29 protein-coding genes are annotated in these 24837 nt (G+C 61.7%); 15 read left to right on the top strand and 14 right to left on the bottom strand.

Annotated elements, in window-relative coordinates; genetic code table 11:
- Window positions 1–46 precede the first annotated feature (46 nt).
- On the top strand, window positions 47–439 hold the full coding sequence (locus HMI57_RS14280; RefSeq protein WP_171586669.1) for a hypothetical protein: 393 nt from the start codon (window positions 47–49) through the stop codon (window positions 437–439).
- 15 nt (window positions 440–454) lie between these two features.
- Here HMI57_RS14280 and HMI57_RS14275 read toward each other — a convergent pair whose 3' ends face one another.
- Both HMI57_RS14275 and HMI57_RS14270 read right to left on the bottom strand, forming a co-directional pair.
- Window positions 455–2026, bottom strand: a complete 1572-nt coding sequence (locus HMI57_RS14275; protein WP_346655221.1) for an MFS transporter — start codon at window positions 2024–2026, stop codon at window positions 455–457.
- A 21-nt stretch (window positions 2027–2047) separates the two neighbouring features.
- The gene (locus HMI57_RS14270) at window positions 2048–2350 is read right to left on the bottom strand and encodes a DUF4193 domain-containing protein (protein ID WP_026553250.1); all 303 of its coding nucleotides are present in this window, start codon (window positions 2348–2350) and stop codon (window positions 2048–2050) included.
- Between the two features lie 293 nt (window positions 2351–2643).
- Here HMI57_RS14270 and HMI57_RS14265 point away from each other — a divergent pair, with 293 nt between their 5' ends.
- Entirely contained in the window at window positions 2644–3741 is a 1098-nt protein-coding gene (locus HMI57_RS14265; RefSeq protein WP_171586668.1) for an alkene reductase, read from the top strand.
- 21 nt (window positions 3742–3762) lie between these two features.
- Here HMI57_RS14265 and HMI57_RS14260 read toward each other — a convergent pair whose 3' ends face one another.
- Complete coding sequence (locus HMI57_RS14260; RefSeq protein ID WP_171586667.1) at window positions 3763–5094, bottom strand: MFS transporter; 1332 nt, start codon at window positions 5092–5094, stop codon at window positions 3763–3765.
- Entirely contained in the window at window positions 5091–5591 is a 501-nt protein-coding gene (locus tag HMI57_RS14255) for a helix-turn-helix domain-containing protein (protein WP_171586666.1), read from the bottom strand. Before HMI57_RS14255 ends, HMI57_RS14260 begins: the two co-directional genes overlap by 4 nt.
- 74 nt (window positions 5592–5665) lie before the next feature.
- On the opposite strand from HMI57_RS14255, the gene HMI57_RS14250 reads away from it, so the two are divergent.
- From HMI57_RS14250 to HMI57_RS14240, 3 genes are all read left to right on the top strand, one after another.
- Window positions 5666–6004 carry a hypothetical protein gene (locus HMI57_RS14250; RefSeq protein WP_171586665.1) on the top strand — a complete coding sequence of 113 codons (339 nt, stop codon included), beginning with the start codon at window positions 5666–5668 and terminating at the stop codon, window positions 6002–6004.
- Window positions 6005–6176: 172 nt separating this feature from the next.
- Window positions 6177–7796 (top strand): peptidoglycan DD-metalloendopeptidase family protein, encoded by a 1620-nt coding sequence (locus tag HMI57_RS18890; RefSeq protein WP_346655220.1) that lies wholly within the window; start codon window positions 6177–6179, stop codon window positions 7794–7796.
- A gap of 521 nt (window positions 7797–8317) precedes the next feature.
- Window positions 8318–9181 (top strand): AraC family transcriptional regulator, encoded by an 864-nt coding sequence (locus HMI57_RS14240; protein WP_171586664.1) that lies wholly within the window; start codon window positions 8318–8320, stop codon window positions 9179–9181.
- A gap of 36 nt (window positions 9182–9217) precedes the next feature.
- Here HMI57_RS14240 and purU read toward each other — a convergent pair whose 3' ends face one another.
- Window positions 9218–10084, bottom strand: coding sequence for a formyltetrahydrofolate deformylase (gene purU / locus HMI57_RS14235; protein ID WP_171586663.1), 867 nt, complete (start codon window positions 10082–10084; stop codon window positions 9218–9220).
- Window positions 10085–10144: 60 nt separating this feature from the next.
- Window positions 10145–12433 carry a beta-galactosidase gene (locus tag HMI57_RS14230; protein ID WP_171586662.1) on the bottom strand — a complete coding sequence of 763 codons (2289 nt, stop codon included), beginning with the start codon at window positions 12431–12433 and terminating at the stop codon, window positions 10145–10147.
- 222 nt (window positions 12434–12655) lie between these two features.
- Here HMI57_RS14230 and HMI57_RS14225 point away from each other — a divergent pair, with 222 nt between their 5' ends.
- From HMI57_RS14225 to HMI57_RS19405, 4 genes are all read left to right on the top strand, one after another.
- Entirely contained in the window at window positions 12656–12982 is a 327-nt protein-coding gene (locus HMI57_RS14225; protein ID WP_216607508.1) for a UBP-type zinc finger domain-containing protein, read from the top strand.
- 133 nt (window positions 12983–13115) lie between these two features.
- Window positions 13116–13283 (top strand): hypothetical protein, encoded by a 168-nt coding sequence (locus tag HMI57_RS14220; protein WP_171586661.1) that lies wholly within the window; start codon window positions 13116–13118, stop codon window positions 13281–13283.
- 1540 nt (window positions 13284–14823) lie between these two features.
- Entirely contained in the window at window positions 14824–15342 is a 519-nt protein-coding gene (locus tag HMI57_RS14215) for a hypothetical protein (protein WP_171586660.1), read from the top strand.
- 88 nt (window positions 15343–15430) lie between these two features.
- Window positions 15431–15556: a hypothetical protein gene (locus HMI57_RS19405; protein ID WP_267313550.1), complete on the top strand. Its 126-nt coding sequence runs from the start codon at window positions 15431–15433 to the stop codon at window positions 15554–15556.
- 511 nt (window positions 15557–16067) lie between these two features.
- On the opposite strand, the gene HMI57_RS14210 is transcribed toward HMI57_RS19405, so the two are convergent.
- Entirely contained in the window at window positions 16068–17036 is a 969-nt protein-coding gene (locus HMI57_RS14210) for a hypothetical protein (protein ID WP_171586659.1), read from the bottom strand.
- A 550-nt stretch (window positions 17037–17586) separates the two neighbouring features.
- Between HMI57_RS14210 and HMI57_RS14205 the strand changes: the two genes are divergently transcribed.
- Window positions 17587–18726, top strand: a complete 1140-nt coding sequence (locus HMI57_RS14205; RefSeq protein ID WP_171586658.1) for a hypothetical protein — start codon at window positions 17587–17589, stop codon at window positions 18724–18726.
- A 450-nt stretch (window positions 18727–19176) separates the two neighbouring features.
- Here HMI57_RS14205 and HMI57_RS14200 read toward each other — a convergent pair whose 3' ends face one another.
- A complete protein-coding gene (locus HMI57_RS14200) occupies window positions 19177–19404 on the bottom strand; it encodes a hypothetical protein (protein ID WP_171586657.1) in 228 nt (75 codons plus the stop codon).
- Between the two features lie 18 nt (window positions 19405–19422).
- Here HMI57_RS14200 and HMI57_RS14195 point away from each other — a divergent pair, with 18 nt between their 5' ends.
- The gene (locus HMI57_RS14195; protein ID WP_171586656.1) at window positions 19423–20202 is read left to right on the top strand and encodes a pentapeptide repeat-containing protein; all 780 of its coding nucleotides are present in this window, start codon (window positions 19423–19425) and stop codon (window positions 20200–20202) included.
- Window positions 20203–20334: 132 nt separating this feature from the next.
- Here the strand turns inward: HMI57_RS14195 and HMI57_RS14190 are convergent, their stop codons facing one another.
- Genes HMI57_RS14190 through HMI57_RS14180 form a run of 3 tightly spaced genes read right to left on the bottom strand, consistent with a single transcriptional unit; the run spans window position 20335 to window position 21343 of the window.
- Complete coding sequence (locus tag HMI57_RS14190; RefSeq protein WP_171586655.1) at window positions 20335–20472, bottom strand: hypothetical protein; 138 nt, start codon at window positions 20470–20472, stop codon at window positions 20335–20337.
- A 29-nt stretch (window positions 20473–20501) separates the two neighbouring features.
- Window positions 20502–20660: a hypothetical protein gene (locus HMI57_RS14185; RefSeq protein WP_171586654.1), complete on the bottom strand. Its 159-nt coding sequence runs from the start codon at window positions 20658–20660 to the stop codon at window positions 20502–20504.
- The gene (locus HMI57_RS14180; RefSeq protein ID WP_171586653.1) at window positions 20657–21343 is read right to left on the bottom strand and encodes a hypothetical protein; all 687 of its coding nucleotides are present in this window, start codon (window positions 21341–21343) and stop codon (window positions 20657–20659) included. The genes HMI57_RS14185 and HMI57_RS14180 overlap by 4 nt, the downstream gene beginning before the upstream one ends.
- A 176-nt stretch (window positions 21344–21519) precedes the next feature.
- Here HMI57_RS14180 and HMI57_RS14175 point away from each other — a divergent pair, with 176 nt between their 5' ends.
- A complete protein-coding gene (locus HMI57_RS14175; protein WP_171586652.1) occupies window positions 21520–21723 on the top strand; it encodes a hypothetical protein in 204 nt (67 codons plus the stop codon).
- A gap of 6 nt (window positions 21724–21729) precedes the next feature.
- On the opposite strand, the gene HMI57_RS14170 is transcribed toward HMI57_RS14175, so the two are convergent.
- Complete coding sequence (locus HMI57_RS14170; protein ID WP_171586651.1) at window positions 21730–21936, bottom strand: hypothetical protein; 207 nt, start codon at window positions 21934–21936, stop codon at window positions 21730–21732.
- Between the two features lie 62 nt (window positions 21937–21998).
- Window positions 21999–22184, bottom strand: a complete 186-nt coding sequence (locus HMI57_RS19175; protein ID WP_346655219.1) for an excalibur calcium-binding domain-containing protein — start codon at window positions 22182–22184, stop codon at window positions 21999–22001.
- Between the two features lie 407 nt (window positions 22185–22591).
- Between HMI57_RS19175 and HMI57_RS14160 the strand changes: the two genes are divergently transcribed.
- From HMI57_RS14160 to HMI57_RS14150, 3 genes are all read left to right on the top strand, one after another.
- Window positions 22592–22879 carry a hypothetical protein gene (locus HMI57_RS14160; protein WP_171586650.1) on the top strand — a complete coding sequence of 96 codons (288 nt, stop codon included), beginning with the start codon at window positions 22592–22594 and terminating at the stop codon, window positions 22877–22879.
- A gap of 181 nt (window positions 22880–23060) precedes the next feature.
- The gene (locus HMI57_RS14155; RefSeq protein WP_171586649.1) at window positions 23061–23432 is read left to right on the top strand and encodes a helix-turn-helix domain-containing protein; all 372 of its coding nucleotides are present in this window, start codon (window positions 23061–23063) and stop codon (window positions 23430–23432) included.
- Window positions 23433–23438: 6 nt separating this feature from the next.
- On the top strand, window positions 23439–24293 hold the full coding sequence (locus HMI57_RS14150) for a transposase (protein ID WP_346655225.1): 855 nt from the start codon (window positions 23439–23441) through the stop codon (window positions 24291–24293).
- A 163-nt stretch (window positions 24294–24456) separates the two neighbouring features.
- On the opposite strand, the gene HMI57_RS14145 is transcribed toward HMI57_RS14150, so the two are convergent.
- The gene (locus tag HMI57_RS14145) at window positions 24457–24744 is read right to left on the bottom strand and encodes a hypothetical protein (protein WP_171586647.1); all 288 of its coding nucleotides are present in this window, start codon (window positions 24742–24744) and stop codon (window positions 24457–24459) included.
- Window positions 24745–24837: the final 93 nt, after the last annotated feature.

Raw genomic sequence — 24837 nt, 5'->3', positions numbered from 1 at the left:
GATCAGTAGGCTGGGTAGTTCACGTGTTTACTCGAAAGGGCATGTCATGACTGAGGAAACGAATCGTCCTGAAGAGGACCTGAGCATCACCGAGGGAATCGACCCGGCGGGTCCTGAAGAACTGGATCCGATGACCGAAGGGCAGCCCGACAGCTACCCTGGCGCGGCCGAAGACAACCCCGACCAGTGGCAGAACGACCCACTGCTGCAGGAGGAACCGGCCGCGACGGCGACCGAAGAGGACGTCATGAGCGAGCAGGCACTCCGCGACGGCGCTGACGGAGCTTTGGCACCTGATGTGCCGACGTTGGGTGAAGCAGTAGCGGACGTGGATTTCGAGGATCCGGCCGACGAGTCGGAGGTTGATGCCAGCGACGACAGCGCCCACCTGGGCGGTTCGCCGCTCGGCCAGGACGCGCAGGATCTGCTCGACCGATAGGACGTGCCCGCCCTCCTAGGGCTGAGCCTGATGCCGCTGCGTCGTCGACACCCCAATCGGGGGACCATCGACGGCGCAGTGGCTCATCCCCTGGGGCTCCCGCTCCGGGGCGGTAGAGGCGTCGGGCTGATCCGGCCGCTGCTGGCCGCCCTCCTCCACCAGGACATTGTTGCGGATGGTCAAGGCTGCCAGGGCAGCCCCGACAACCAGGATGCCGACGCCAATCAGGACGGAAATCCGGAAACCCTCATTGAAGGCCACCGGGTCCGTGTAGCTGCTCCCCGAAAGACCGGCCAGCGACGGCAACAACGCGACCGCGATCAGGGCCGCTGCTCGGGCGACGGCATTGTTCACTCCTGACGCCAGTCCTGCGTGGCGGCTATCGACTGTGGCAAGCGCGGTGGCGGTCAGGGGAGCCACCAAGATTGACAGACCCAGGCCCAGGACGACGACGCCCGGCAGAACGTCCGAGAGGTACGAGGCGCCCGGTCCGATCCGCAGCATCAGCAGCAGTGCGACCGCGCACACCAGCGGACCCAGGGCCATTGGCAGCCGCGGTCCAATTCGTGTGGCCAACTGTCCGGACCGTGACGACAGCAGCAGCATCAGTACGGTGATCGGCAGCATCGCGGTACCGGCCGCCAGCGGGGTGAACCCGGCAACAACCTGCAGGTGCACCACCAGGAGGAAAAAGACCCCGCCGAACGCTCCATAGACCAGGAAGGTCACAGCATTGGTGGCACTGAACTGGGTGGAGGAAAAAATCGACAACGGCAGCATCGGGTTCCGGCCACGTGCCTCCACCAGGAGGAAGGCGACGGCCGCGACGACGCCGACTGCTGCCGCGCCGAGCACTGCGGGCGACCAAAGCCCCCTCGCCGGAGCCTCGATCAGGGCATAGGTGACGCCGGCGAGCGCCGCCGCACCCAGCCCGGCACCCCACAGGTCCAGTCGTCCGCTGCTGGTCTGGTCCCTGGTCTCCGGAACGTGGCGCTGGGCGACGATGACGACGGCGATTGCCAGCGGGACGTTAATCAGGAAGACCCACCGCCAGGACACCGTCTGGACCAGCCACCCGCCGAGGAACGGGCCGATCGCCGTGGCCACCCCGCCAAGGCCGGACCAGGCGCCGATAGCCCGCGCCCGATCATCCGGATGGAACGTGGCCTGGATCATGGCGAGACTGCCCGGCGTGAGCAGGGCCGCACCGACTCCCTGGAGCGCCCGGGCAAAGATTAGGATTTCAGCGTTGGGTGCCAAGCCGCAGCACAGGGACGCGACGGCAAACCAGATGACGCCGATCACGAAGATCCTGCGCCTGCCGTACCGGTCGCTGAGGGACCCGCCGAGCAGAATCAGGGCCGCGAGGGTGAGGGTGTAGGCAGTGATTGTCCACTGCAGGGTGGAGAAGTCGGTTTGCAGGTCAGCGCCAATGGCAGGCAGGGCCACGTTGACTACGGTGGCGTCGATGCCTGCGAGGCCTGAGCCGAGGATTGCTGCCAGCAGGACCCAGCGGCCCGCAGTGGAGGAGAAACGGATGGGCTGCCCACCGTCGTCGTGAGTTGCAGACGCTGCAGTTTCAGACACCGCGCTCCCCCGCCATCATCGTTAGCCTTCGCACTCCCGGCAAAACAGGAGGTCGCCCTTTTGACGGGCGACCTGGCTGCGGTGGCGTACCAGGAAGCAAGAGGAACAGGTGAACTCGTCCTCCTGCGGTGGGATCACCCGGATCAGCAGTTCTTCACCGGACAGATCGGCGCCGGGAAGGTCGATGCCCTCGGCTGTGTCAGCGTCCTCGACATCAACCGAAGCCGACTGCGACTTGCTGCCACGGTTAGCCTGAAGGGCTTCGAGGGACTCTGCTTCCTTGTCCTCATCGTTGTTGCGCGGTGCGTCGTAATCCGTTGCCATGCCGGTGCCGTTCTCCTGAATTCGTTAAAGCCCTCTGGGTGATGCAGCCACCGAGTCTAACCCGTTTATCCCGGCCACTGTGCCGGGGATATTCTCGCACGATTGCGCGACTAAGACGCCCTGTTTCGGGCCTTCCGGAGTGCTCCACCCGGTGACACCTGTGTAAGGGAAACCGGAGCCCAAATATTCCCCCGCAGCACCGCTTCCGGACCCCTCCGGAGGCACCACGGAATAGGTCACCCGTGGGTGTGGTTGCCCACTGCAGAATCTACTTCCAACGGAAAGTGCAGCCTGTGACTCTCTTCACCCCGCTCACCATTGGTGACATTGAACTGTCCAACCGCCTCGTGATGGCACCCCTCACCCGGGTCCGGTCGAGCAGGGAAGGTATTCCCGGGCCCATGGTGGTGGAACACTACCGGCAGCGCGCCTCGCTGGGCCTGATTGTCACTGAAGGCACCTACCCCTGCGACGCAGGCCGAGGCTTCCCCGGCCAGCCGGGACTGGTCACGGCGGAACAGGTGGCTGCGTGGCGCCAGGTGACCGATGCGGTGCACGACGACGGCGGCCTGATCTACGCCCAGGTCATGCACGCGGGCCGGGTCACCCACGAAGCCACGACCGGTGGGCACACCGTCGTCGCGCCGAGCGCCGTCGCCATTGACGGGGAGACTCGGACCTACGATGGGAAGCAGCCCTACCCGGTCCCCCACGCGTTGACCACCGAGGAGCTGCCCGGCGTCATCGAGGAGTTCGTGCAGGCCTCGAGGAACGCGATTGAGGCTGGCATGGACGGGGTGGAGCTGCACGGGGCCAACGGCTACCTGCTGCACCAGTTCATGTTCACCGAGACCAACCAGCGCGAGGACGCCTACGGCGGAAGCCCGGAGAACCGCGCCCGGTTCATGATCGAGGTGGTGCAGGCTGTCGCTGCGGCCATCGGCGCCGAGCGGGTGGGCCTGCGCATCTCCCCCGCACCAAGCGGCAGGGATGTGCTGCCCGCCGACCCGGAGGATATCCTCGCCACCTACGGCGCTGTGGCCGACGCCATCGCCCCGTTGAACCTCGCCTACCTGAGTGTGCTGCACGAAGACCCCGCCGGTGCCTTGATCCAGGAAATCCGCTCACGCTTCAAGGGGCCCTTCCTGGTGAACAGCGGCTTCGGCGTCATCACCGACCTGGACGAAGCCGAGGACATCCTGGCGTCGAACCTGGGCGACGCCGTCGTCGTCGGCCGTCAGGCCATCGCGAACCCGGACCTGGCGCGCCGCTGGCAGGAAGGCCTGCCCCTGAACGAGCCGGACCCGCTGACCTACTACTCCCACGGCGCCGAAGGCTACATCGACTACCCGTTCTATCAGGACCCGGAAGCGGCTGCCTCCGCCTCCTAACCTGCCGAGGGAAGGGCCGCGCTAGCGGTCCACGAGCGCATCGTCCGGGTTGATGGTGCGCTCGTTCCTGTCGGTGCGGATGCTGAGACTGATCACCGCCGCCACCGTGCACAGCGCGGCGGCCCCCAGCCAGGCGATGGTGTACCGGCCGGTCGCGTCGCGGATGGCGCCGGCGGCGAAAGCTGCGGCAGCCGCGCCGAGCTGGTGTGAGGCGAACACCCAGCCGAACACAATTCCGCCGTCCGCGCCGAACGCTTCACGGCAGATCGCGACGGTGGGAGGGACTGTTGCCACCCAGTCGAGTCCGTAAATCACCACGAAAATGACGATGCTGGGCTCTACGGTGGCTGACAGCAGCGCAGGCAGGGCGATCAGGCTGATCCCGCGGAACTGGTAGTAGACGGCCAGCAGGATCTTCGGGTTGTACCGGTCAGTCAGCCACCCCGACAGGATGGTTCCGACAATGTCGAAGAGACCGACAACGGCGAGCAGCCCGGCCGCCGTCGTTGTCGGCATCCCGTGGTCGTGGGCCGAGGGGATGAAGTGGGTGCCGATCAGGCCGTTGGTGGTGGCACCACAGATGGCGAATCCGGCTACCAGTGCCCAGAAGGTGCGGCTCCTGCTGGCCCTCTTCAGAACCTGCAATGCGCGGACCGCGGCATTGACCCGGGTGCCGATGTCAACGGCGGGCGGGTCATCCCCCGGTTCCGCTCCGTACGGGGCGACCCCGAGGTCGCGGGGAGAGTTGCGGACCCAGCGCAGCACCATCGGCACGACGGCGATGGCGCCGGCTGCGATGAGTAGTGACGCGTTCCGCCAGTTCGACGATTCGACCATCACCGCAATGACCGGCAGGAACACCAGCTGACCGGCGGCGCTGCCGGCCGTCAGGATCCCGACCACCAGACCACGGTGCTTGACGAACCAGGTGTTGGCAATCGTGGCTGCGAATACGAGCGCGATGGAACCGGTGCCGAGGCCGATCAGCACACCCCAGGTGAGGACGATCTGCCACGGTTCGGTGACGAAAACCGTCAGTCCACTCCCTGCCCCGATGACCAGAAGGGCAATGGCTGTGACCCTGCGGATCCCGAACCGTTCCATCAGGGCCGCGGCGAAGGGCGCTGTCAGGCCGAAAAGCACCAGGTTGATGCTGACGGCCAGCGAGAGGATACTGCGGGACCAGCCGAACTCCTCCTCCAGGGGCAGCATGAGGACACCCGGTGCCGCGCGGAACCCGGCTGATCCGACCAGGGCAAGGAACGCCACAGCGGCGACCGCCCAGGCCGGATGGAACCGCCGTCGTGCTGCTGCTGGACCGATGTTGCTCCGCCGGGACGACTGGTTACTCATCGGTGCTGACCGAGGGCGGTGGCGAGGCGAATTGGTGCCTCGGATCGTGTCAGGCTGTGCCAACTGGTCACCGATGCGTCCAGGGAGGCCCCGCAGTGGGTACAGGTGTCGGCGCTGGTGGTTTCCTCGCCGCACCCGGTGTGGATGACCCGCATGTGGGCTTCGTCGTGGGGAGGTTCAAGATGCTTGTCGGCCCACTGGGCGACGGCGTTGAGTACCGGCAGCACGCCTTCCCCCTTGGTGGTGAGGCGATACGCGTTGCGGGTCCTGCCGCCGTCGTCGTACGGTGCCTTTTCCAGCAGACCCGTGTCGGAGAGCCAAAGAAGCCGTTTGCTCAGGACGCTGTCGGCGATACCGATCCGAGCCTGGATGTCGCCGAACCGGGTGTTGCCGAAGAACACCTCCCGCAGCACCATCATGCTCCAGGGGTCGCCGAGGACCTCGAGGCCCCGGGCAATGGGACAGCTTTTTCCTGACCAGTCCGAACGCAGTGGCATGGTCGATACCGTAGCGAGCTTTCCTGAAGAAAGCTAGCGTTGGGAGGCGGCGACCCGAAGGATAGAATCGGTGAGTGAAAACCCGCCTCGCCCTCCTGGCCCTTATCCCCGCCGCCTTCGCGCTATCGAGTTGCGCCCAACTCGAGGAAAGCGCTTCTGGGATAGCCAGTGACGCCGCCTCCCGGTTCGCTGAGGCCACCGCCGACGAACTCCGCACCCAGGCCTGCCGCCTCGTCGAGGATGGTTCGGTCAGTCTGGCGGATCAACAGTTCCTTTCGGACCTGGTCGGATCGGCCGAAACAGCCGGTTTACCAGCCGAGTTTACGGATCCCCTGAGGGAGATCGCAGCGGCCGGTGACGACGTGCCACGGGACTCGGTTGAGTCCCTGCAGAACTCCTGCGCAAAAACTTAGCAAGTCCGTTGCCTCAACCCGTTGCGCATCGGTGCTGCTTGCGTCACTCTGAGTGAGTACATATGAAATTCCCCGTGACCGGGGTGAGTCGGTGGGGGCCAGTTCGCTTTCCCGTTGACGGGGTTTAACCCGTCGATCAGCTTGCCCAGCGGGGATATGCCTGGAGCTGAACGTGACACTTGCCCGACCAATCGCCGACCCGAAGATGCCGGGATTGAGAAAGTCTGCAACGCGGACAACACTCGCAGTTTGCATCGCTGTCGCGGCGGTATGCGGCTCCGGCTACCAGAACTCCACCGTCGGCGCCCCAGGGCAATTGGTCGCCGCAGCGGAAGACCGCACTTCGGTCTCTTCGACACTCCCCACCGGCTGGGTCGGCCGGGATCTTCTGGCCCTCCCTGTTCCCGCCTCGCAGAACTTCCTTGCTCCGGCGGACCCCCTCAAGGGATTCCCGTCAGCGGCCGGGAACGCGGCCGACGAGCCGGACGACTTCAAAGTCACCAGCGTCCAGTCCGATGACCCTGCCCGGCCCGCACCCGGAACCTTGATGTCTCCCCTGGCCCTGCTCAGCCCGAGCTCCCCCTTCGGCGAGCGCATCAACCCCATCACCGGCGAGGTGGGCGAATTCCACTACGGGCTGGATTTCGCGGCCCCGTGCGGGACCCCCGTCCACGCCGCCGACGCCGGCACTGTCCGTGCCGTGGGCTGGCACCCCTGGGGTGGTGGCAACCGGGTGGAGATCGACCACGGCAACGGCCTGATCACAACCTACAACCACCTGGAAGGCATCTCCGTGAAGGCTGGCGACACCGTCGCCGTCAGCCAGATTGTTGCGGCCATCGGATCAACCGGCTCGTCGACCGGCTGCCACCTGCACTTCGAGACCATCCGCGACGGGTCCCACGTGGACCCGAAGGGCTGGACCCTCAACCCCCTGAGCCCGGCAACAAGCATCGAGACACCCGCGATGACCTCCTACGAGCCCGGCGGTTCCGGGGACAGCGGCCCCGTCCCGTGGGTGATCGCCATGCCGCACGAGGTGTCCCACGACCACGCTGCCGACCAGGGAGCCGACAACTTCGGGGCAGGGCTGGTGCTCGGCGCCGCGCCGGCCGTGGGCACACCATCGGCAAGCACGCCTGCTCCCCGAACGGATCCACCCCCACCCGCCGCCACTCCCAAGCCGGCCCGGCCGTCCTCCGCCCCGAGCGTTGACCCATCGCCTAAACCCGGATCAGCGAAACCAGGACCGGTTCAGCCAGGTCCGTCGGCTTCGCCCTCTGAGCCCACACCAACGCCCTCGCCCACCACCCCGGATCCCGTCGAGACTGGCAAGCCTGACCCGACATCGAAGCCCACTCCAACCCCGACGCCGTCGCCATCGCCCACGCCAGCCCCGACGCCGTCGCCAGACCCCGAGCCTTCGCCGACCCCGGAACCCGAGCCCGAGCCCGAGCCGACCTGTGACGTAGAGCCGGCACCGGAACCTGATCCCGAGGGCGCAGAGGGAGTCGAAACGGGTGGCAAGTCCGATCTGGCGCCTGCCCCTGTGGCAAGCCCGTCACCACAGCCAACCCCAGAACCCGAACCGGTGGTGCAAGCAGCCCCAGAAGACGGTGACGTCGACGGGGAAGAGCCCGCTGACCCCGCCCCGGGATGCGAGGACGAGGATGAATCCGGCCAGTCGCCGAAGCCAGAGGAAACGGAAACGGACTCCGCAGCAGCTGGTGTTGCCGACGCGGGCGAAGGTCGCAGCAACACCGCGCCGGAGTCGGTTCCTGCGGCATCCTGACCGGGCCACAAGCAGGTAGTTACTTGCATCGTCGGTTATATAAGTCGAGTACGTCCTACTCGTGACGCAGCACCGGAGTCCGCCTACTCTCGGTCCATGACAAACATGGATCATAGGTGCCAGTGCTGCGGAGAACTCGTTGAGGCAGTGTTCTGCGAAGACTGCTGCATCGCAGAGGCCGCCTAGACAGTTCTTCCTCTTCTTCCCGCTGCGTCGACTCAACGATGAGCCGCAGCGGGAAGCCAGTCGGCTCTGCCCTGCGCGGAGCCTTTGGCGGGGGCCGAAGCCGCCCCCGCACTGCCTTCCCCGTGTCCCTGGGGCAGTGACGACACCGGGTGAGTAACCCCCGGCCGATGTTCCGCCCAACGACCACCTCGCGGACGTACCAGCCCTCGCTCCCGCCCTTCCCGCCGTTGCCCCTCTCCCGGACGCCCCCTGGCCACCCGACCTCTTCGGGCAGGGATTGTCGGGGCAGCGACGAGATGGCTCCCGTAGCGTTGCAGGTGGAAACGGAGGCAGTAGTGCAGGAATGGAACCGGGCGATAGAGCTCATCGAGGCGGATCTCACCGCAATAGTGGACATGACCGCGTTGGCGCAGGTCGCCATGACATCTGAGTATCACTTCCGGCGCATGTTCGCGACCTTGGCGGGCATGCCGGTATCTGAATACATCAGGCGCAGACGACTTACCGCAGCAACCGCCGAGATCGTAGCCGGTGAAGCCGTTCTGGAGGTTGCCTTTCGGTACGGGTACGGCTCAGCCGAAGCGTTCACCCGTGCGTTCAAGACCATGCATGAACTCACGCCCTCCCAGGCCCGACGCCCAGGAGCGGTCCTCCATTCCCAACCGCAACTGAGATTTCATCTACGCATTGAAGGGAGCATCGACATGAAACACCGCATTGTCGAGAAGGACGCGTTCCGCCTGGTCGGATTCAAGACCCGGGTGCCGCTGGTCCATGAGGGACCGAACACCGCTATCCAGGACTTCGAACGGGGGCTCGATCAGGAGGCCAAGATCAGGTTGGCCGAGCTTTCGGATACCGACCCGGCCGGTACCGTCTCCGTGACTGGGAGCATCGATGCGCAGCGCACCGAAGGCAGCGAACTGGATTACTGGCATGCCGTCGTCACCTCGCGGCCAGCCCCTGAGGAGTTTGACTCGCTTGAGGTACCGGCCAGCCTATGGGTGGTCTTCGAGACCGAGGGCAAATTTCCGGAGGCGTTGCAGTACCTCTGGGCCAACGCTGCGACTGAGTGGTTCCCCGCCAACCCATACCGCTGGGCGCCGGGTCCGGAGATGCTCAGTGTCCAGCCGGCACCAGGCGGCACCGAAGGGAAGGGACAACTTTGGATTCCCGTTGAGCAAACCCGCAACTCGTAGGACGATCCCCGGACGATAGGTCGTCTGGACAGCCAGTTACTTCAGGACCACTGTCCGGTTCCCGTGCAAGAAGACACGTCCCTCGCAGTGCCAGCGGACGGCGTTGGACAGGGCCTTTCGCTCCGTATCCCTTCCCGCGGTCACCAGGTCGTTGGCGCTGTAGGTGTGATCCACTTCGACCACCTGCTGGGAGATGATCGGGCCCTCGTCCAGCTCTGCGTTGACGTAGTGGGCTGTGGCACCGACAGTTTTCACGCCTCGCGCATGAGCCTGGTGGTAGGGCTTCGCCCCCTTGAAGCTAGGCAGGAAAGAGTGGTGAATGTTAATGGCACGGCCGTTCAGTCGGCGGGTGAGGTCATCGCTGAGTACCTGCATATACCGCGCCAGCACCACCAGCTCGACGTCGAGCTGATCCACGAGCTCCATCAGGCGCTCCTCCGCGGCGGGTTTGGTGTCGGCGGTGACGGGTACGTGGAAGAAGGGAATGTTGTGCCATTCGACCAGGTCCTGATGGTCCGGATGGTTGGACACCACTGCGACGATGTCAATCGGGAGTTCACCCATCCGCGACCGGTACAGCAGGTCGTTGAGGCAATGCCCAAACTTCGAGACCATGATCAGGACCCGGCGCTTGGTGCCGAGCGGCTCCAAACGCCACGTCAGGTCGAGCTCCGCTGCGATAGGGCCGAACGCGGCCTGCATCGATTCGGTCAGCCCGTCGACGTCGGGACCGGCGACGTGGACGCGCATGAAAAAGTGTCCCGATTGCCGGTCCCCGAACTGCTTGAGTTCAACAATGTCCCGCTCCTGCTCCAGGAGGAAGCCGGACACCGCGTGGACAATTCCCGGGCGTTCCGGACAGTGAAGTGCCAGGATATGTTCGACTTCGTTGTTCGGTTCCATTGTTCGTTCAGCACTTTCGTTGCGTTGACATGGTGCGCGGCTTCATCACGGTTTGCAGGTTCATCGCGCGCTCACAACTGCGACGCCGTGGCGCATTGCCACAGCTGAATATACAGCTGCGCTGCGTAGGCCCTGCTCCTGAGGATCGGCCGGGAGCTTCCTTCGGACCGAGGGGTCGAGCCAGACCTGGGCTTCGTGATGCAGCGGCAGGACACGGAGGATCACCTCACGGGGCGCGTCCTCGGCCGGCCCCAGATCGACCGTCCACAAAGTGCCATCCCAGAACTGGTCAGCGACCACTTCCCCGTTCACTTCCAGGGCCGCCACATCACCCACCCAATCGATCTCCAGTTCCAGTGAGGACCCGCCGGCGGCCTCCTCGGGAAGATGGAGCCGATAGGCGGCACCCTTTTTCACCAGGATGTCGTGGCCCGGCGCGCTAGCCCTCCCCTGGTGAGCACCATATCCGGACGGCGGTGGTGTGGCTGTCTGAAGTTGCTCGGCAGCTACGGGTCGCCGGCCGGAGTGAGCCCGACCTAAGGGGTCAGACGGCGTGAGGGAGACGAAGTGGAGCGCGCCGGTGTCGAAGACCTCCGGCGGCGGTCCGGGCGTCCGCACCCAGGTGGTGACGCCGTCGTCGTGGGCATCCAGCTCGTCCGCTGACAGGTAGAGGGTGCCGTCCATAACCCAGGCGAGATCTGCGGTTGCGGCGGGAAGGACGACGACGGCGTCGTCACCGACCGCGTGCACGAACACCCGGTCATCCGGTGACGGGAGCACTGTTCCATCCTCCAGAGCGATAGCCACGGCAGTCCCCGGTTCTGCAGTCAGTACTGCCACGGTGCCGCCGCCCGGACGGTCGAGGAGCGTCAGGAGGCTGGCGGTGGCCCACTGGAGGGTCAGGTTGCCCACCGCAAGTCTGAACGGCCACCGGGCGAGCGTTCCGGGGAGGATGGTGATCGGCTGGTCGGGGAAGCGCAGCGATTCCCCACCGAGCTGCAGGTCAAACGTGACCCCGGTCAGCGGGTGGAGTGGTTCGTGCGGCTGGTGCCAGTTGATGAAGACGAACCCGCTGGTGCCGTCGCTGCGAACCGCCCAGCGGAGCACCTCCGTGTCTTGCACTCCCCGGGGCATGAGGTCCGGCAGTGAGGAGGGCATCGTCGCCAGCCGGTCTCCGACAGCCGCAAGGAAGGCGTGCTGCCGTCGCAGCATGGCGTGGGTGTCGCTGAGCCGGCCCGAGGCGCCGATCGGAGCGTGGAAGTCGTAGTCGAACTCCGGCATGTCGTTGGGGTAGCCGGTGGCTTGTGATTCCTGGAGCCCCGGACCGGGGTTGGTCCCCCCGACGTACATGTAATACCCCTGCCAGGCCGACCCGTTGCCGATCTTTGCGTTGGCGACGGCAGCGATATCGGCACCGGAGAGCAGGGGGCGGCGATGATAGGCGGTGGCCATTCCGCCGCCGAGCTCACAGGTCACCGGTGGGAACCGGGCCGAAACTGTCCCGCGGCTGTCCGACCGCTGTCCACCGTTCATCTTGAGGATGTCGGCGCCGATTCCGGGGTCGTCCCACACATGGGAGAAGAAGAAGTGCTCTCGGAACGTCGGGTCCCAGTCGGCGTCGGCGTCCACCCAGAAACCGTCCGCATATCCTCCGTACATGGGCAGCACCTCATCCGGTGGCAGCTCAGCACTGCCCCAGCCGGTGGACATCCACAGCGGGGCCGTCATCCCGCAGTCGCGGGCCATCTGCTTCAGGGTGACGATGTGCTGGGGCTGGTCGTAGATCTCGTTTTCCAGCTGGATCCCGATGATGCACGAGGTATCGCCGAACCGCCCGGGAAGCTGCGCAGCGATGGCCGTGAACCACCCGCGGACCAGCGCCAGGTACGCCGGGTCATCCGTCCGATGCTGGACCGGGGCATCCTGGACCCAGTCGGGGAACCCCCCGTTGCGGACCTCGCCGTGGCACCACGGGCCGATCCGGAGCACCACATCCAGATTGTGCGCGGCGCAGAGGTCGACAAACGCTGCGAGGTCGAGGTGGCCGACGAAGTCCGGCGGCACCTCACGCTGCGGTTGGTGGTGGATCCAGAACACGTAGGTGGCCACGGTGGTGATACCACCCGCCCGCATCGCCCGCAGCCGCCGCGCCCAGTCCCGGCGAGGAACACGGCTGAAGTGGAACTCACCCGACACCGGGATGTAAGGAGCGCCGTCGCGTTCCAGGTAGCGGGTGGTCAGCCCGATCCGCGTGTGGCGATCATCCTGGTTCGCCATCGCCGGGCGCCCCAGCGCGGCAGTCCAGGGACGATGGGTCAGGGACAGCGGAGACGTCGTCGTCGGGTTCACCCTGACACCCTATCCCGGCGCACACCCGTTGGGATGGACCTCAGCCCGGGTGGCTGGAGTCTCCCTCTTTCCTTCATCCCCCGCCCCCGGCACCCTTGCCGTCATGATGATCCAGGGGCTTAATGGACCTAAATGATGCGCTCCCAACATGTGACGGCTCCCCAAGGCCGCCGCTGGTGCAAGTCCGGACTCTTCACCTTGAATCGACCCAGGAGGCAGCAAATGACCATGGCAGGGATCAATGTGACAGCGCCCCCGAGCGGTACCGGCTGTCTTGAGTGCGAAGCGTCCGGTAGCTGGTGGGTCCACCTCAGACGGTGCGCCGTGTGCGGACACATCGGCTGCTGCGACTCCTCACTCGGACAGCATGCCACCGCGCATTTTCAGGCCACCGGACACCGCTATGTGCGCAGCTTCGAACCTGGCGAGTCGTGGTTCTGGGACTACCGTGAAGAGACGGCGCTCCTGGGGCCGGCATTGGCGCCGCCAACAAGCCGTCCGATAGAACAGACGGTTCCGGGGCCGGCGGAACGCGTGCCGGCCGACTAGAATTCGATTCTCACCGCTCGCGACGCGGCCACCTCGTAAACAGCGCCCTGTGATGGGGTACTGGAAAGATCGAGGTTAGATTGGATCGAGGCACTCCGTTGGCTGCCTTTACAAGCAATCTTTGGGGGAACACATGGGCTTGGATGCGTTCATCATCTTTCCGGTACTGCTGGTCACGATCATTCCTGCGATCCTCGGCTGTTTCGTCCTGTACTTCATCATCCGGTTCGGGGTGAAACACGGCATGCAGGCGGCAAGGGCTGAGGAGATTCGGAGCTGTGGGGTCCAGGGGCCGCGCTAGAACCAGCGGCGGTCTTTGGTGGAGCCTCCTGCCGGATTCGAACCGGCGACCCCCTGTTTACATAGCGGGGGTTCCCGGAGTTTCCTGCAGGGGCCTCATTTGGCCCGCTGACAAGGCAAAACGCACTTGGTAGCGCTCCGAGCTTACCCTCCGCATCCCCTCGTTTCCCGCAGCTTCCTGGATAAACGTCGGAATAAACGTCCCCCGTGGAGAGTGTCCCTGTCGCTACTCCCCCACAGCTGGTACGGCTGCTCAGCAATAGACCCATAGTCACGCACCATTCCCATCATCTTCCTGTCCGATCCTGGGCGTTGCTTTGCCCGGTTGAGACCCCCACCGGTTTGGACCTTCATTTGCGAAAAAGTCGATGAAGAGGCTGCACGGAGGCCATACCGGGTACGAAACGTCCTGCTAGTGATGGCAGCCATGCAACAGGTTTGATCGCTTGTGCCTGTAACGCTTGTTGTGGGACAGTGAAGTTCTCAGGGCTTCAAGATAGAGCCATGCCGTGAGGCGGGACGACGTATTGCTGAGCTGGATGGCGATCCGACCGGCAGGATTTGATTGTGTCCTACACGTTGGGTGTTATTGGAACTGTCAGCTTTCGGGTTGTACCTGAAGGAGCATGCGAGCTGAGGCTTTGTCGTCTCCCCTTATAGGGGAAGACATAGCGGACAGGACGATAGAAAACCAATTGCTCGTTGAGCAAATAGCAGGGCCCTATATGGGGCCCTTTTTTGTACCCAAAATCAGAAAGGAATGTCATGACCATCGTCTTTACGACCACTACTACTAGCAGCGCGCAACGCAAGATCACGACACGTCAGAATAGGGGACAAGCGTCCTCGAAGTACCGTCGGCGGCCCTTAGAAATTGCCATGGAGTCTGTTGCAACACTGCTAGTGGATCATAGGTCAAAGCCGTCACAGCACGCCACCAAAGTGTTGCGACAGCAGATACGTCTCGTCGAGGGGGCAATAGCTCCCTCTGATGTCCTTTCGACTATCACAGACACTTGGGCCGCCCTGCTCGTTCTTTATGAAGCTGATGCCAGGGGAAGCGACATGCTCCAAGCCCGCCAACGGCTCGTTGTGGTGCTTGCCGAAATGTTATGCAGCCCGGTGCAGATGCCCCCGAGTCACCGTCAACGGTACTGGAACCTCCTGCAACATCACTTCCGGATCCTGAATCGGGGGGCAGAATGCGTTCGCGGACTGGAGCGCGTCGACGACCGATTCCCCAGTTGGATAAGGAGCCTCAATGCTGTGGTGCAATATGGCGAGATCCGACCGGTCGCGTTCCCCTCCGCGCTTCTCAGCCGTAAGCAGCGTCTCAGTGCGGATGAGCAATTGGACTACCACTCACGATGCCGAGTCATGGGTGCCGCTCCTTCCGCCGATGAAGCACAGTACTTCGGAAACTCGGTGGATCACTGGAGAAGGCATACATCCCAACGGTAAACGACCAGTTACAACCCAACTAAGAGCTTCGCCCTTCCTCGGGACGGGCCATTTTTTATTTAACCTGAAGGGACCAACTCGTGAATCAGCCGTCATCGCCGATTGAACCTGCCCTGCTCCTCTGGGCAGCCCGCCTCGGACGGGCCTCATCTAGCCTTAACCATGCCCCGTTCCACCGCCAGTTCGGCTTCGTCGGACCACTCGTCGAGGAGTATGCGGATGGCTATAAAAGCGGGGAATTTCTGCCCGCTCTAACCACTCTCGCCATCCTCGAGCTTTCGCTTTCTATGGAGCTTATGCCGCCTTGCCTTGACGACCGAATGAAGTTGCTGCACGTATGGCAGAGCCTTAGCAACCTATATGGAGTTCTTCCCGGGAGCGTTGCCGTGTCTCGAGCGGGACTCATCATCGCTCTCCACACTCTACTTCTGGCAGAAGACCCACCTCCCAACGTGGAAATCTACGTACCGATTCTCGATGCGGAACTGGATCGCATCGATTGGGATGCTCTAGACCAGCTATCCCCAGACTGTGCCTTGCAAGTCCAGCAAATTGAGGAGGACTGGCGACCTTTGGAAGCGGAGAACGAACTGTTGTAGCCAACGGTGCCCGTGCTGACGAGAGCATTCAGAAGTAACTCCGAGCTATAGGATAAGTTTTGTTTTTTCTATCCGAATTGGAGACATAATGCCACGCACGCCAGGCGCAACGAACAAGACCCCGCGGGAACTCAGGGCAGAAGCCAAGCGCCTCCAGGAGAAGGCAAAATATAAGGAAAAGCTAGCCAAGTTGAAGAAGAAGGACAAGAAGTAGGACGTCCCGTATCAGCTACGAGGATCTTGATGGACCTCCCGCGCTTCACGCGACTTCCGGAAGCCTAAATGTCCTGAGCGGGTCGGCTCCTACTGGCACCGAGATAATCGGTGACTCCCTCCGAGACTGGCATCAATTTACTTCGGCTGTTAAGGGCCCCAACAGCTTCTGGTTCCCGCGTTTGGCACGGCACGGCGAGATCAACCGTGAGAAAATTGAGTATCGCCATAGCAGACAGGAAGTCGACCGTACGCGTGAGTTCATGAGATCCCCGGTAGTAGGCGTCTACTCGATGGGCAGAACGCACGCGCACGAGGGATGTGGAAACCGACAGCGCCCTTGGACCCCTTCTATTCCGCAATAGACGATCTCTCACCGGACAGCGTCCGTTCCAACATGACCACGTAGCTCATCAGGTCACCGAGAAACGACACAGGGTTACCGACCGGTGCATGACAAATGACGAGGAGACAGCTCTCAACCAAACCGTGAGTTGTCCTCCGCAAAGCAGTCACCCGATGAAAGTGTTCTCTAAATGCCACTGGAAGAATGGAGCAGTCGAGTGGGTGTGGTGGCGGCACCGGTTGCCCGCGAGCGTGTCCAGCAAGCGATCGACGTCGGGTGTTACGGACTGGGACGAGCGGACAACGTTGCCGCTCGCTTCGACAGCGATCATTCCACGTTCATACAGACTGTCGCAGCCCAGCGAACAGATCAGCATCGCTGCAGACACAAAATCTTTGCGTTCTTCCTCGCTGCAAGCCGAGCGTGGCTTGATATGCCCAGCGACCAACAAACTCTCTGGCATTTCGCGGTGGCACATCGAACAACGCCGCTCCGACCTTTCAAGCAAGGCCGATCGTAGGTAGTGCTGCTCCACTCTCTGCTTCGTCAGTAAGAGTTTGTCTGTCTCAGTCAGATCTGCACCTGAAAACGGCTCTGCGTACTCGTTAAGGTCTGTCCTGGGAATCTTGGCGACCTCGACGCCGGATGAAGCCAGAAGCTTCTCAGCGCTGCTTTGTGACAGCGGAGACAGATACACGCCTCGCTTCAACCCGCCAAGCTTGGTGAATGGACCTGTACCACCCAATTCGAGGAACGACAGATCTTTGCGTCGATCTATTCGCAAGTCGGTAACGAGCGGTTTAACCAGTACAAGCCATCCTTCATCCTTTTCGGTCCCGCTTTGCCTACCCTGGTAAGCAGGTGGCCGATACGTGCCGACGGGTTCACTGACGATGATGCTGATCGTTCTGACGAACTGCTTATTGCAGTGGAATACTACGTCGCCCAGGTTTGTGTTTCCGAGCGCAACGGAGCCAGGTCGCCGGGCCCCTTTTGCGTCGACGAAATTCGTCCACAAGGTTCCCTCCACCCGCTCAAAATTGTCGGACTGATTCGCCCACCAGTAATTGGTCACGCCATTATTCCTTTGGCTCGTTGTCGCTTCTGGGTGCTCTGCTTCCGAGGTCTCGCGCACGTGACCGCCTATTCCGTTACCCCTGGTTCAGTCTTCCAGACTGGCTGATGGTTCAAATGTCATCCAACTCCCGGACACAAACAAAGCTTGCCCACTGGACCACCCTTCAGATCAGCAGAAATGTTTCATCTATGCCACACAACTGGAGTTAGCTCCACGACGGCAAAACTTTACTGTCCCACAACAAAATTTGGGCACAGCGGTCAAACCGGTTGCTGCTCGAACCCACCGAGAAGACGGCCAGCCAGGACCGGGAAGAACCACAGTCTTCCAATTTGCAGTTCATCTACGAGCGCGTCCCGGGCCATGCACTAGCCGGAACGGCTGTGCTCTGCGAAAGGCAGTGAGGCATTTTGGCTGCGGCCTTCGAGATAGCAGGGCTTCAGCTTTGGGGTAACAACCGACGGAAAACGACGGTCCCGTAAGCCGAAGCTACCCGTCGACCTCCCAGCACAGCGACCTGAAACCGAGTCGGTTAAGTGTGACGACGACACACGCCGTACCTGATGCAATGCACCGCTCCGGAGGCTCGGCGCGGGAAGATTGGATCGTGACTGCCCGCCAGCCAGAGAATGCCGTGTCCGTGGCACTGTCCACGGCGTCGAGCTCGCTATCGCAACTCGTGGCACGCATCCTCGAGCAGTTGGCGCTCAGCGCTTGGCTTCCCGCCGGGGCGCTCACGCTGCTGGTCACCTTCATAATGCGGGTGGGCGGCGTACTAGAAGGCCATGGCACCCTAGAGAACGAAGGAAAGCCAGCCCCACTTGATCCGGGCGTTGTGATCTCATCGGCGTTGGAACAGATGGCAAACATCAGTATCGGCGGGGCTGTACTGCTGGTGCTGACTGTGGTTGTTGTGACGATGGTTACTCAGGCGTTTACGTTCGAGTCGATCAGGTTACTCGAAGGCTACTGGGGCGTATGGAGACCATTTGAACGGGTTGCGCAAGCGCGGGCGAAACATTGGCGGAACGTCAGGAAGCGACTTGTGAAGCGTCAGAGACGGCTGACCAAGCAAGCTTGGAAGAGAGCGAAGCTTCACATCGCGGCGGATGACGACTATACGAACGACATGGTCCAAGCGCTCGGCGCCCAGGTGCTCGGAAGAGACTCGCCCTCAACTTTGAACGACGCACAAGTTGCACTTGTCGACTCGACCGATTGGTGGCGATACGCGCCATCCGACTTACGCAGACGGCATGTGAATGTCGAGAAAGCGCTGGATGATTTTCCGCACTCCAAGCACATGATGCCAACCCGGCTAGGCAACGTGCTGCGTCGCTTCGAAAATGATACTGGCTACGAGACGGTTCAGGACCTCGTGGACCGCTCATTCCACCTTCTGCCACCATCACTGCAATCGTCACACGACGAGCAGCGTGGACGCCTAGACCTGTATTGCTCCATGTTTCTGGTGGCGGTAACGTCCGGACTCATCGCTGCCCTGCGGTTCAACTCTACGCACGTGACCTACACAGTTGTAGCGTTGGTCGTCGCTTCCGTGGGGGCTTGGAGTCTGTATCGGGCTGCGGTCGCAAGCGCGCGATACTACGGGTCCCTCCTCGTTGCTATTGCGGAGTACGTGCGCGAGGAGGATTCGCGATCATCCGACCATGAGGTCTCTGTCCAGGCAGGTGGGAGTTGGCTCGCGAGGTTGCGGCGCAAGATACCTAACGGACAGCGCCCTTGAGGGGAACCATCATCTCGCCTTTGTGATTAGGACATTCTAAGCTTCGGGAATTTCGACGCTTCACAGTTTTATCCCGCGGGCAGACCCAGACTTGCTGGCCCTTTTGGGCCCCAGGTACACGACGGTCGACCATCAGTCCATGATGCTCCTCAACCGGCGAGGTGTAAATACCTAAGCCGGGCGCCAACTTCACAACTCGTCAATTTGAGCTGAGCAGTGATTAAACCTCCGATCAAGTCGCGCCCACTGGCCCGTCCGGACACATATGATCCAGTGAAGCGCGAGGTTCGCACCTCCTCGCCTGAGCGGATGGGGGGACGAGTGGGAAAGCTTCAGGAGGCACGCAAGCGGTTCACGGAGTCAATGACTCTCCCAAACTTGAAGCGCCGTTATAGATCTGCCAAAAAGTGGGCAGTACGACAGCCCCTTCTCCCTGCCGTCCTTCTCGGGTTAGCCGCGGCGGTACTCGTAGCTATTGCGGCGACCCTCGTCCTTTCCGGCCTCCTCGACATCGGCGACCGACCAGTCCAGCCCGCTGATCTGACCAGGACAGTGCTGACTATCGTTGCTGGTGTTGGTGGTGTCGTTTTCCTGATCGTCGCCTACCGCAAGCAGCGTGATCTGGAAAGCAGTCGGTTCGTTGAACACTTCGGTGCCGCAGCGCAGCAGCTCGGACATCCCGACCCTGCGGTGCGAATGGCCGGCGTCTACGCAATGGCTGGTGTTGCTGACCAGGTTCATGGACTAAAACAGCAGCAATGCATCGATGTGCTCTGTGGTTACCTTCGGCTTCCCTACTCGCCGGACATTGGTGCTAACCATCAGCACCAACTCATCGTCAGGCGTCCCTCAGGAGATTTGCGACCAGAAGTCGAAGAGCATCACAGCTACCGACAAAACGATCGGGTAGTCAGACAAACTATTGTCAATGTCGTCAAAGCCCACCTTCGAGATACCGCCGAAATTTCGTGGTCTAAGTGCAACTTCGACTTTCATGGCGTGCTGTTTGAGCAGGCCAACTTCGGCGGAGTGGAGTTCGCAGGCCGGTTCACCTCGTTCGCCGGAGCTTACTTCGCAGAAACCACCCGATTCGGCTCGGCACGTTTCATCGGAGTCACCACGTTCGCTGACGCAAACTTCACAGACAACACCGATTTCTCTGGCGCCTCGTTTTCAGGCGTCACCCTTTTCAACGGAACCCACTTCGCCGGCTTTACCGACTTTAGCGCAGCGCGATTCACAGGAAGCACCCTCTTCTTCGCATCCGAGTTCACTAAATTCGCGAGTTTTGATAGCGCGTACTTCGCGGGAAAAACAGGTTTTAATTTCGCTCAGTTCAGCTTGAGTGCTGTCGATTTTGGTAACCCCGAGAGGTGGGATCCGCCTCCAAAATTCGACTGGGACGACGATCCGACCACCAAGCCGGCCAACGTCGAGCCTGCCGAATGGCCCCCCGTCGTCAACGATGGAAAGTAGTCGTTGCCTGTCGAAATGTCAGAGGTATGCCAGACGACCATCATCTGGGATGCGGCACTTCGTCGGATGGGACGACAGCAACCATGAGAAAAGTCAGCTTGGCTACGACCTGTTGCGACAGCCCGCTGGCGGTCAGCTCTCGTTGAGGAGCACCCGAATGGTGTGCAGGACGAGGTCCCGCTGCCGAGCGTTGAGCCGGTTCGCACTCTCCGGGACGAACGGTTCAGGCTCTCCGGCAGGCATCCCAGCTGCCTCGCGCAGTCTGGGCATTGGGACACCCAAAACCACCGAAAAGGCGCTCAGCAGATGCTCACTGGGCGTCTCCGGCTCTCCACGCAGGTACTTGGAATTGACGTGTTGGTGACCTTGACGCCTTTCGACTCGGCGATCGCCTGGATGCGACGGGCAGACAGTTTCTCGGTATTCGAATCGTTCAGGAGGTCAGATAAGGCGCTCATGACTGGTGTCCGTCCACGCCATCCCCCTCTGGCACGATTTCCGTCGAGATTGGTTCAACCTTTCCATAGAAGGTGAGGCGGGGAGCATCTTTCCTCCGACCGCCAGCGCTGAAGTCGGCATTCCAGACAATGGAGACCTCAGGTTGAGGCCAGGAAGCAATCGATTCAGGTGCTTCAAGCTTCAAGCTGGTACGCAGTCGCTCGAGAACCGGCTGTGTTGCCTGGTCGACGACCTCCTCCATCGCATTGATGAGGGCAGCGAAGGCCTGTGCGAACGAAAGAGGAATTGTCTGGACGAAGGCGACACCCATGACGTCAATGCCGTAGCCGCTGTCATCCAGCACAGCGACCGGCAGGGGCATCACCAAGTCGGCCTGCGAGTGGGCGACCGTGGTGTTGCGGTATTTCCTGACTATGTCATGGACCGCTTGCAGCTCCGATGGCACCGGTGCAACCTCTGGCATCTTATCGAGCCGGGTGCGGACGTTGGAGTGGATGAAGGGTCGGACGTAGGCGGTCACGGCGTGTGAGGTCAGGAACTCCCACAGATCGGAGTCCACCCCTACGTTCAGAGCTCCTTGGAGGGCGTGGGCTGCCTCCGACAGATCGTTGGCATGACTGGTGAGGTCTCTTAGTAGCCGGGAGTCTGCCGAATCAGGAAGAACCGCAAAGTGTGCTGGCATTCTGGCCGCCGAGTCGGCTCGGAAGCTGCTGTTCCGTGGAGATCCCATTGGGCAACAGTAAAGGACGCCCCAGTAATGTAGGAGCAAAAGAAGCTCTGCCGCGCAGCCAATAACGAGAGCAGTTGTCCGTGGACCCCATGAATCACCCGCACGCCAGAAGGACCAGAATCCGGTTGTTGATCCAGATCCCCATGGGCGTCATTGCAACAATCGCCATTCCCATCATGCTGCTAGTGCTGGACGAACCAACCCGGGATCATATCCTGATCAGCGCCATCATGGTTCCTCTTGGTATTTTCGGCTTCATCGTCGGGATCAGGGAGCTCAAGAAATTACGGCATACGTTCCGATATGAAGACACTCCCGAAGAAGCTCGATAGCGAACGCTAAAGACCGTTTTCCCTCAGGATGACTGCCGTCGTAAGGACGATAAGGATGAAGACGATTTGAACCCAAATCAGTCGGTCCATCTTGCGGTCAGTGGCAGCAGTCGGCTTGAGGTCTGGATGTCTCAGCCGGTAGATCAATGGCACCAGAATGAACACCCCTAGGAGTGCTACGCCGAACCAGGTCAAGGTGTTGGAAACACTCAAGCTATCCACTCCTTTGATCTGTTGGTCGGGCCGCGTCCACTCTGACACGTCTGAGCCAGCAACTAGGACTGGCAGCCTACGCCGTCACCGTCCCTATCGAACTTGGCCTCGAAGCCAGGGTCTCCAGCCATAATCGGCGCAGCCCCGGCGTAGGCGACACCCTCCCCCGCGGGCGCCGGTGCATCAGCGGCAGGAGCCTCCTGGACCGGCCCTGGTGTGGCCCGAGTATCGATAGGAATCAGAAGCACGCGTTATCTATGCGTCAGGGTTGCTGCTGAATCGGTTATCGCGACCCGCGGCCTATTCAACGCGCGGGTCTAGTGACGATTTTGCTCGTGGATAGACGCTAGTGATGCAGAGGGCTGAACCATATACTTTTCGGATGCTAGTTGTATGGGCGGTTTGTCCGGACCACGGCCTTATCCAGGTTGAGACTCCGCTCGATGATGGCGCAACCTCAGAGTTCGTTTTCGAGAGAACGCAGACCGAGTGTATAGATCACAGTCCTCCCAGACCGATTCCCGTTGTGGACGGGCTCTACAGGAACGATCGCGGGCACCGATCTTTTCATCCCTCACCAAGCGAAGTGATTCGAATCCAGTCGACTCTTACCTGGGCTCGCGAAGAAATAAGCAGCCCTTCAGCTGATGCCACGGTGATTGAGCAAAAAGTGCAGCGCACTCTCACTAAGGTAGCCCCAGAGTTTGCCTCTGCCTTCAACAAAATTGTCAGCCCCAAAGGCGTAGGTCTGGCTCAGTGGTTGACCCTACTTTGGATTGTTTTTTCTGGACTCGAAGGATCTCAACAACCGGAAATTACGCCTGAGCTACTGGAAAGAATCGTCGAGATCGTGAATGAGAGGGAGAACTCGCTGCCGCCGATTGAACCTTCCGTGCAGCCCACCGAGCCAAGCGAAAGTCAGCACGACCCGCCGAGGGATTAGTCGGCATAGCGCCCAGGTTCTGTTCGTCCGAAAGACCTCTCTCATACCGCATTTGCGGCCTTCTTGTTCAGCTCCGGATGATCCTGCCGATCTTTTGTTATGTGGTTCGAGCCCTTTGGCCAAAGAATCGCGTCGTGTCTTTTCGCCAGTAATGGTTGCTCCGTGATACACATTGGGTGCTATGAGCCTGAAGCAGCGGTTGTATCCCACCCAGGAGCAGCAAGCCCTCATGGTGACGCACGCTGAGCACGCTCGGTTCGTCTACAACCTCGGTCTGGAACAGCGTTCAATGTGGACGAAGGATAAGCGTCACTTCGAGCAGAAGATTAACCTGTATACCCAGTGCAGAGAGCTCACCGAGCTTCGCCAGGAATTGGATTGGCTGCGGGATGGGTCCGCCGTCATCCAGCAGAACGCCTTGCGGGATCTCGACCAGGCGTTCAAGAAGTTTTTTGCCGGTCACACAAGATACCCGCGGTTCCGGTCGGCGCGGGATCTAAAATCGGGTTTCGCCATCCGGGACTTGTTCCTACGCCGGATCAACCGCAAGTAGGCTCTAATCCAGATACCGAAGGTCGGCTGGGTGAAGTTTCGACTCACCTACCGATACCAGGACGCCGAGCAGGGCACTAGCGCCAGGGCGGTCCACCATAACGGGCGGTGGCACGTTTCCATCACCACACCACCAAGGCCCAGGATTCCTGCCTGCACCGGGGCAGAGGTGGGGATCGATGTCGGTGTGAAGAACACAGTGGCCACCAGCGATGGGACCTTCATCCAGGCCCCCTCCTGGACTCCGGGAGAACAACGCCGCTTCCTGGCTCTGCAGCGCAGGCTGGCACGCCAGGAGAAGGGGTCGAAACGGCGGGTCAAAACCATTGCGCAACTGGCCGGCCTCCGCCGCACTCTCAACGATCGGCGGACCAATTGGATCGAGCAAACCACCGCGGCTCTGGCCAGAATGTATGACCTAGCCGCGGTCGAGGACCTGAAGATCACGAATATGGTCCGGCGCCCGGCACCCCGGCCAGACCCCGACATTCCTGGCAGTTTCCTTCCCAATAATGCGAGGGCGAAGGCCGGTCTGAACCGGGCCATCCTGGCTTCCTGCTGGGGGAAGTTCACTACCCGGCTAGCCGACAAGATGACCGTCATCCGGGTCAATCCAGGCAACACGTCACGCCAATGCCAATGCCAATCCTGCAAAGCCACCAGTGCAAGAAACCGCGAGAGTCAAGCGGTCTTCATCTGCATCGAGTGCGGGCACGAGGCACACGCAGATACCAATGCGGCCCAGAACATTCTGGGCCGCGTAATCAACACCAACCCGGAGACTCCGGGGGATCGGACGCAGAGGTCCCGGCAACGGGCCGCGTCAACCGCTCTCTTACCCGCCGCGCAACCCGCGGCGTAGGGAGTCCTTTCCGAAAAAGAAAGGGGAGGTCAACCTCATGTGTGCGGCGCTGTATCCGACCGCTTTCTATCCGACGGCGGTGAACGGCAAAATGTTAGGCCGAGTGCACCCCGGGCAGGACGGGGTCATCCAGTTTTGCCGCTCTACCGAAGGCGCCCAGGAATTAGCGCTTGTCCAGGCCGTTGATGAGGCAAAACTCCAGCTGGCGTGACGATGCCACAAGTGAGGGGTTCTTCGGCCGGGACTTCGCTCCGGCTCCGGGAGCGGTTGGGTTGAAGACGTAGAGGATCGTCTGGATGTCCTGGTTGCGCTTCAGGCTGGCGATCACACCGTCACGGCTGGTGTGCGTGGCCTCGCCAGTCTCAATCTTGTCGTCGCGCATGCGCACCCGATAAGTGAACTTCTGGCTCTTCTGTGCTGCGCTTACTGCAGCCTCTGCTGTTACGGTCAACAGTGCTCCCTAGTCCTGTGGGAGGTGCTACGCCCGCCCCGATCGGCCTTCACTGGGGAACATGCGTAGACACGCTTGCTTGAGCTAATCCGT

The sequence above is a fragment of the Arthrobacter sp. 260 genome, assembly GCF_013116745.1.
GTDB lineage: Bacteria > Actinomycetota > Actinomycetes > Actinomycetales > Micrococcaceae > Arthrobacter_D.
Note: the sequence above shows the minus strand (reverse complement) of the source record. Positions and strands in the feature narration are given on the sequence as shown.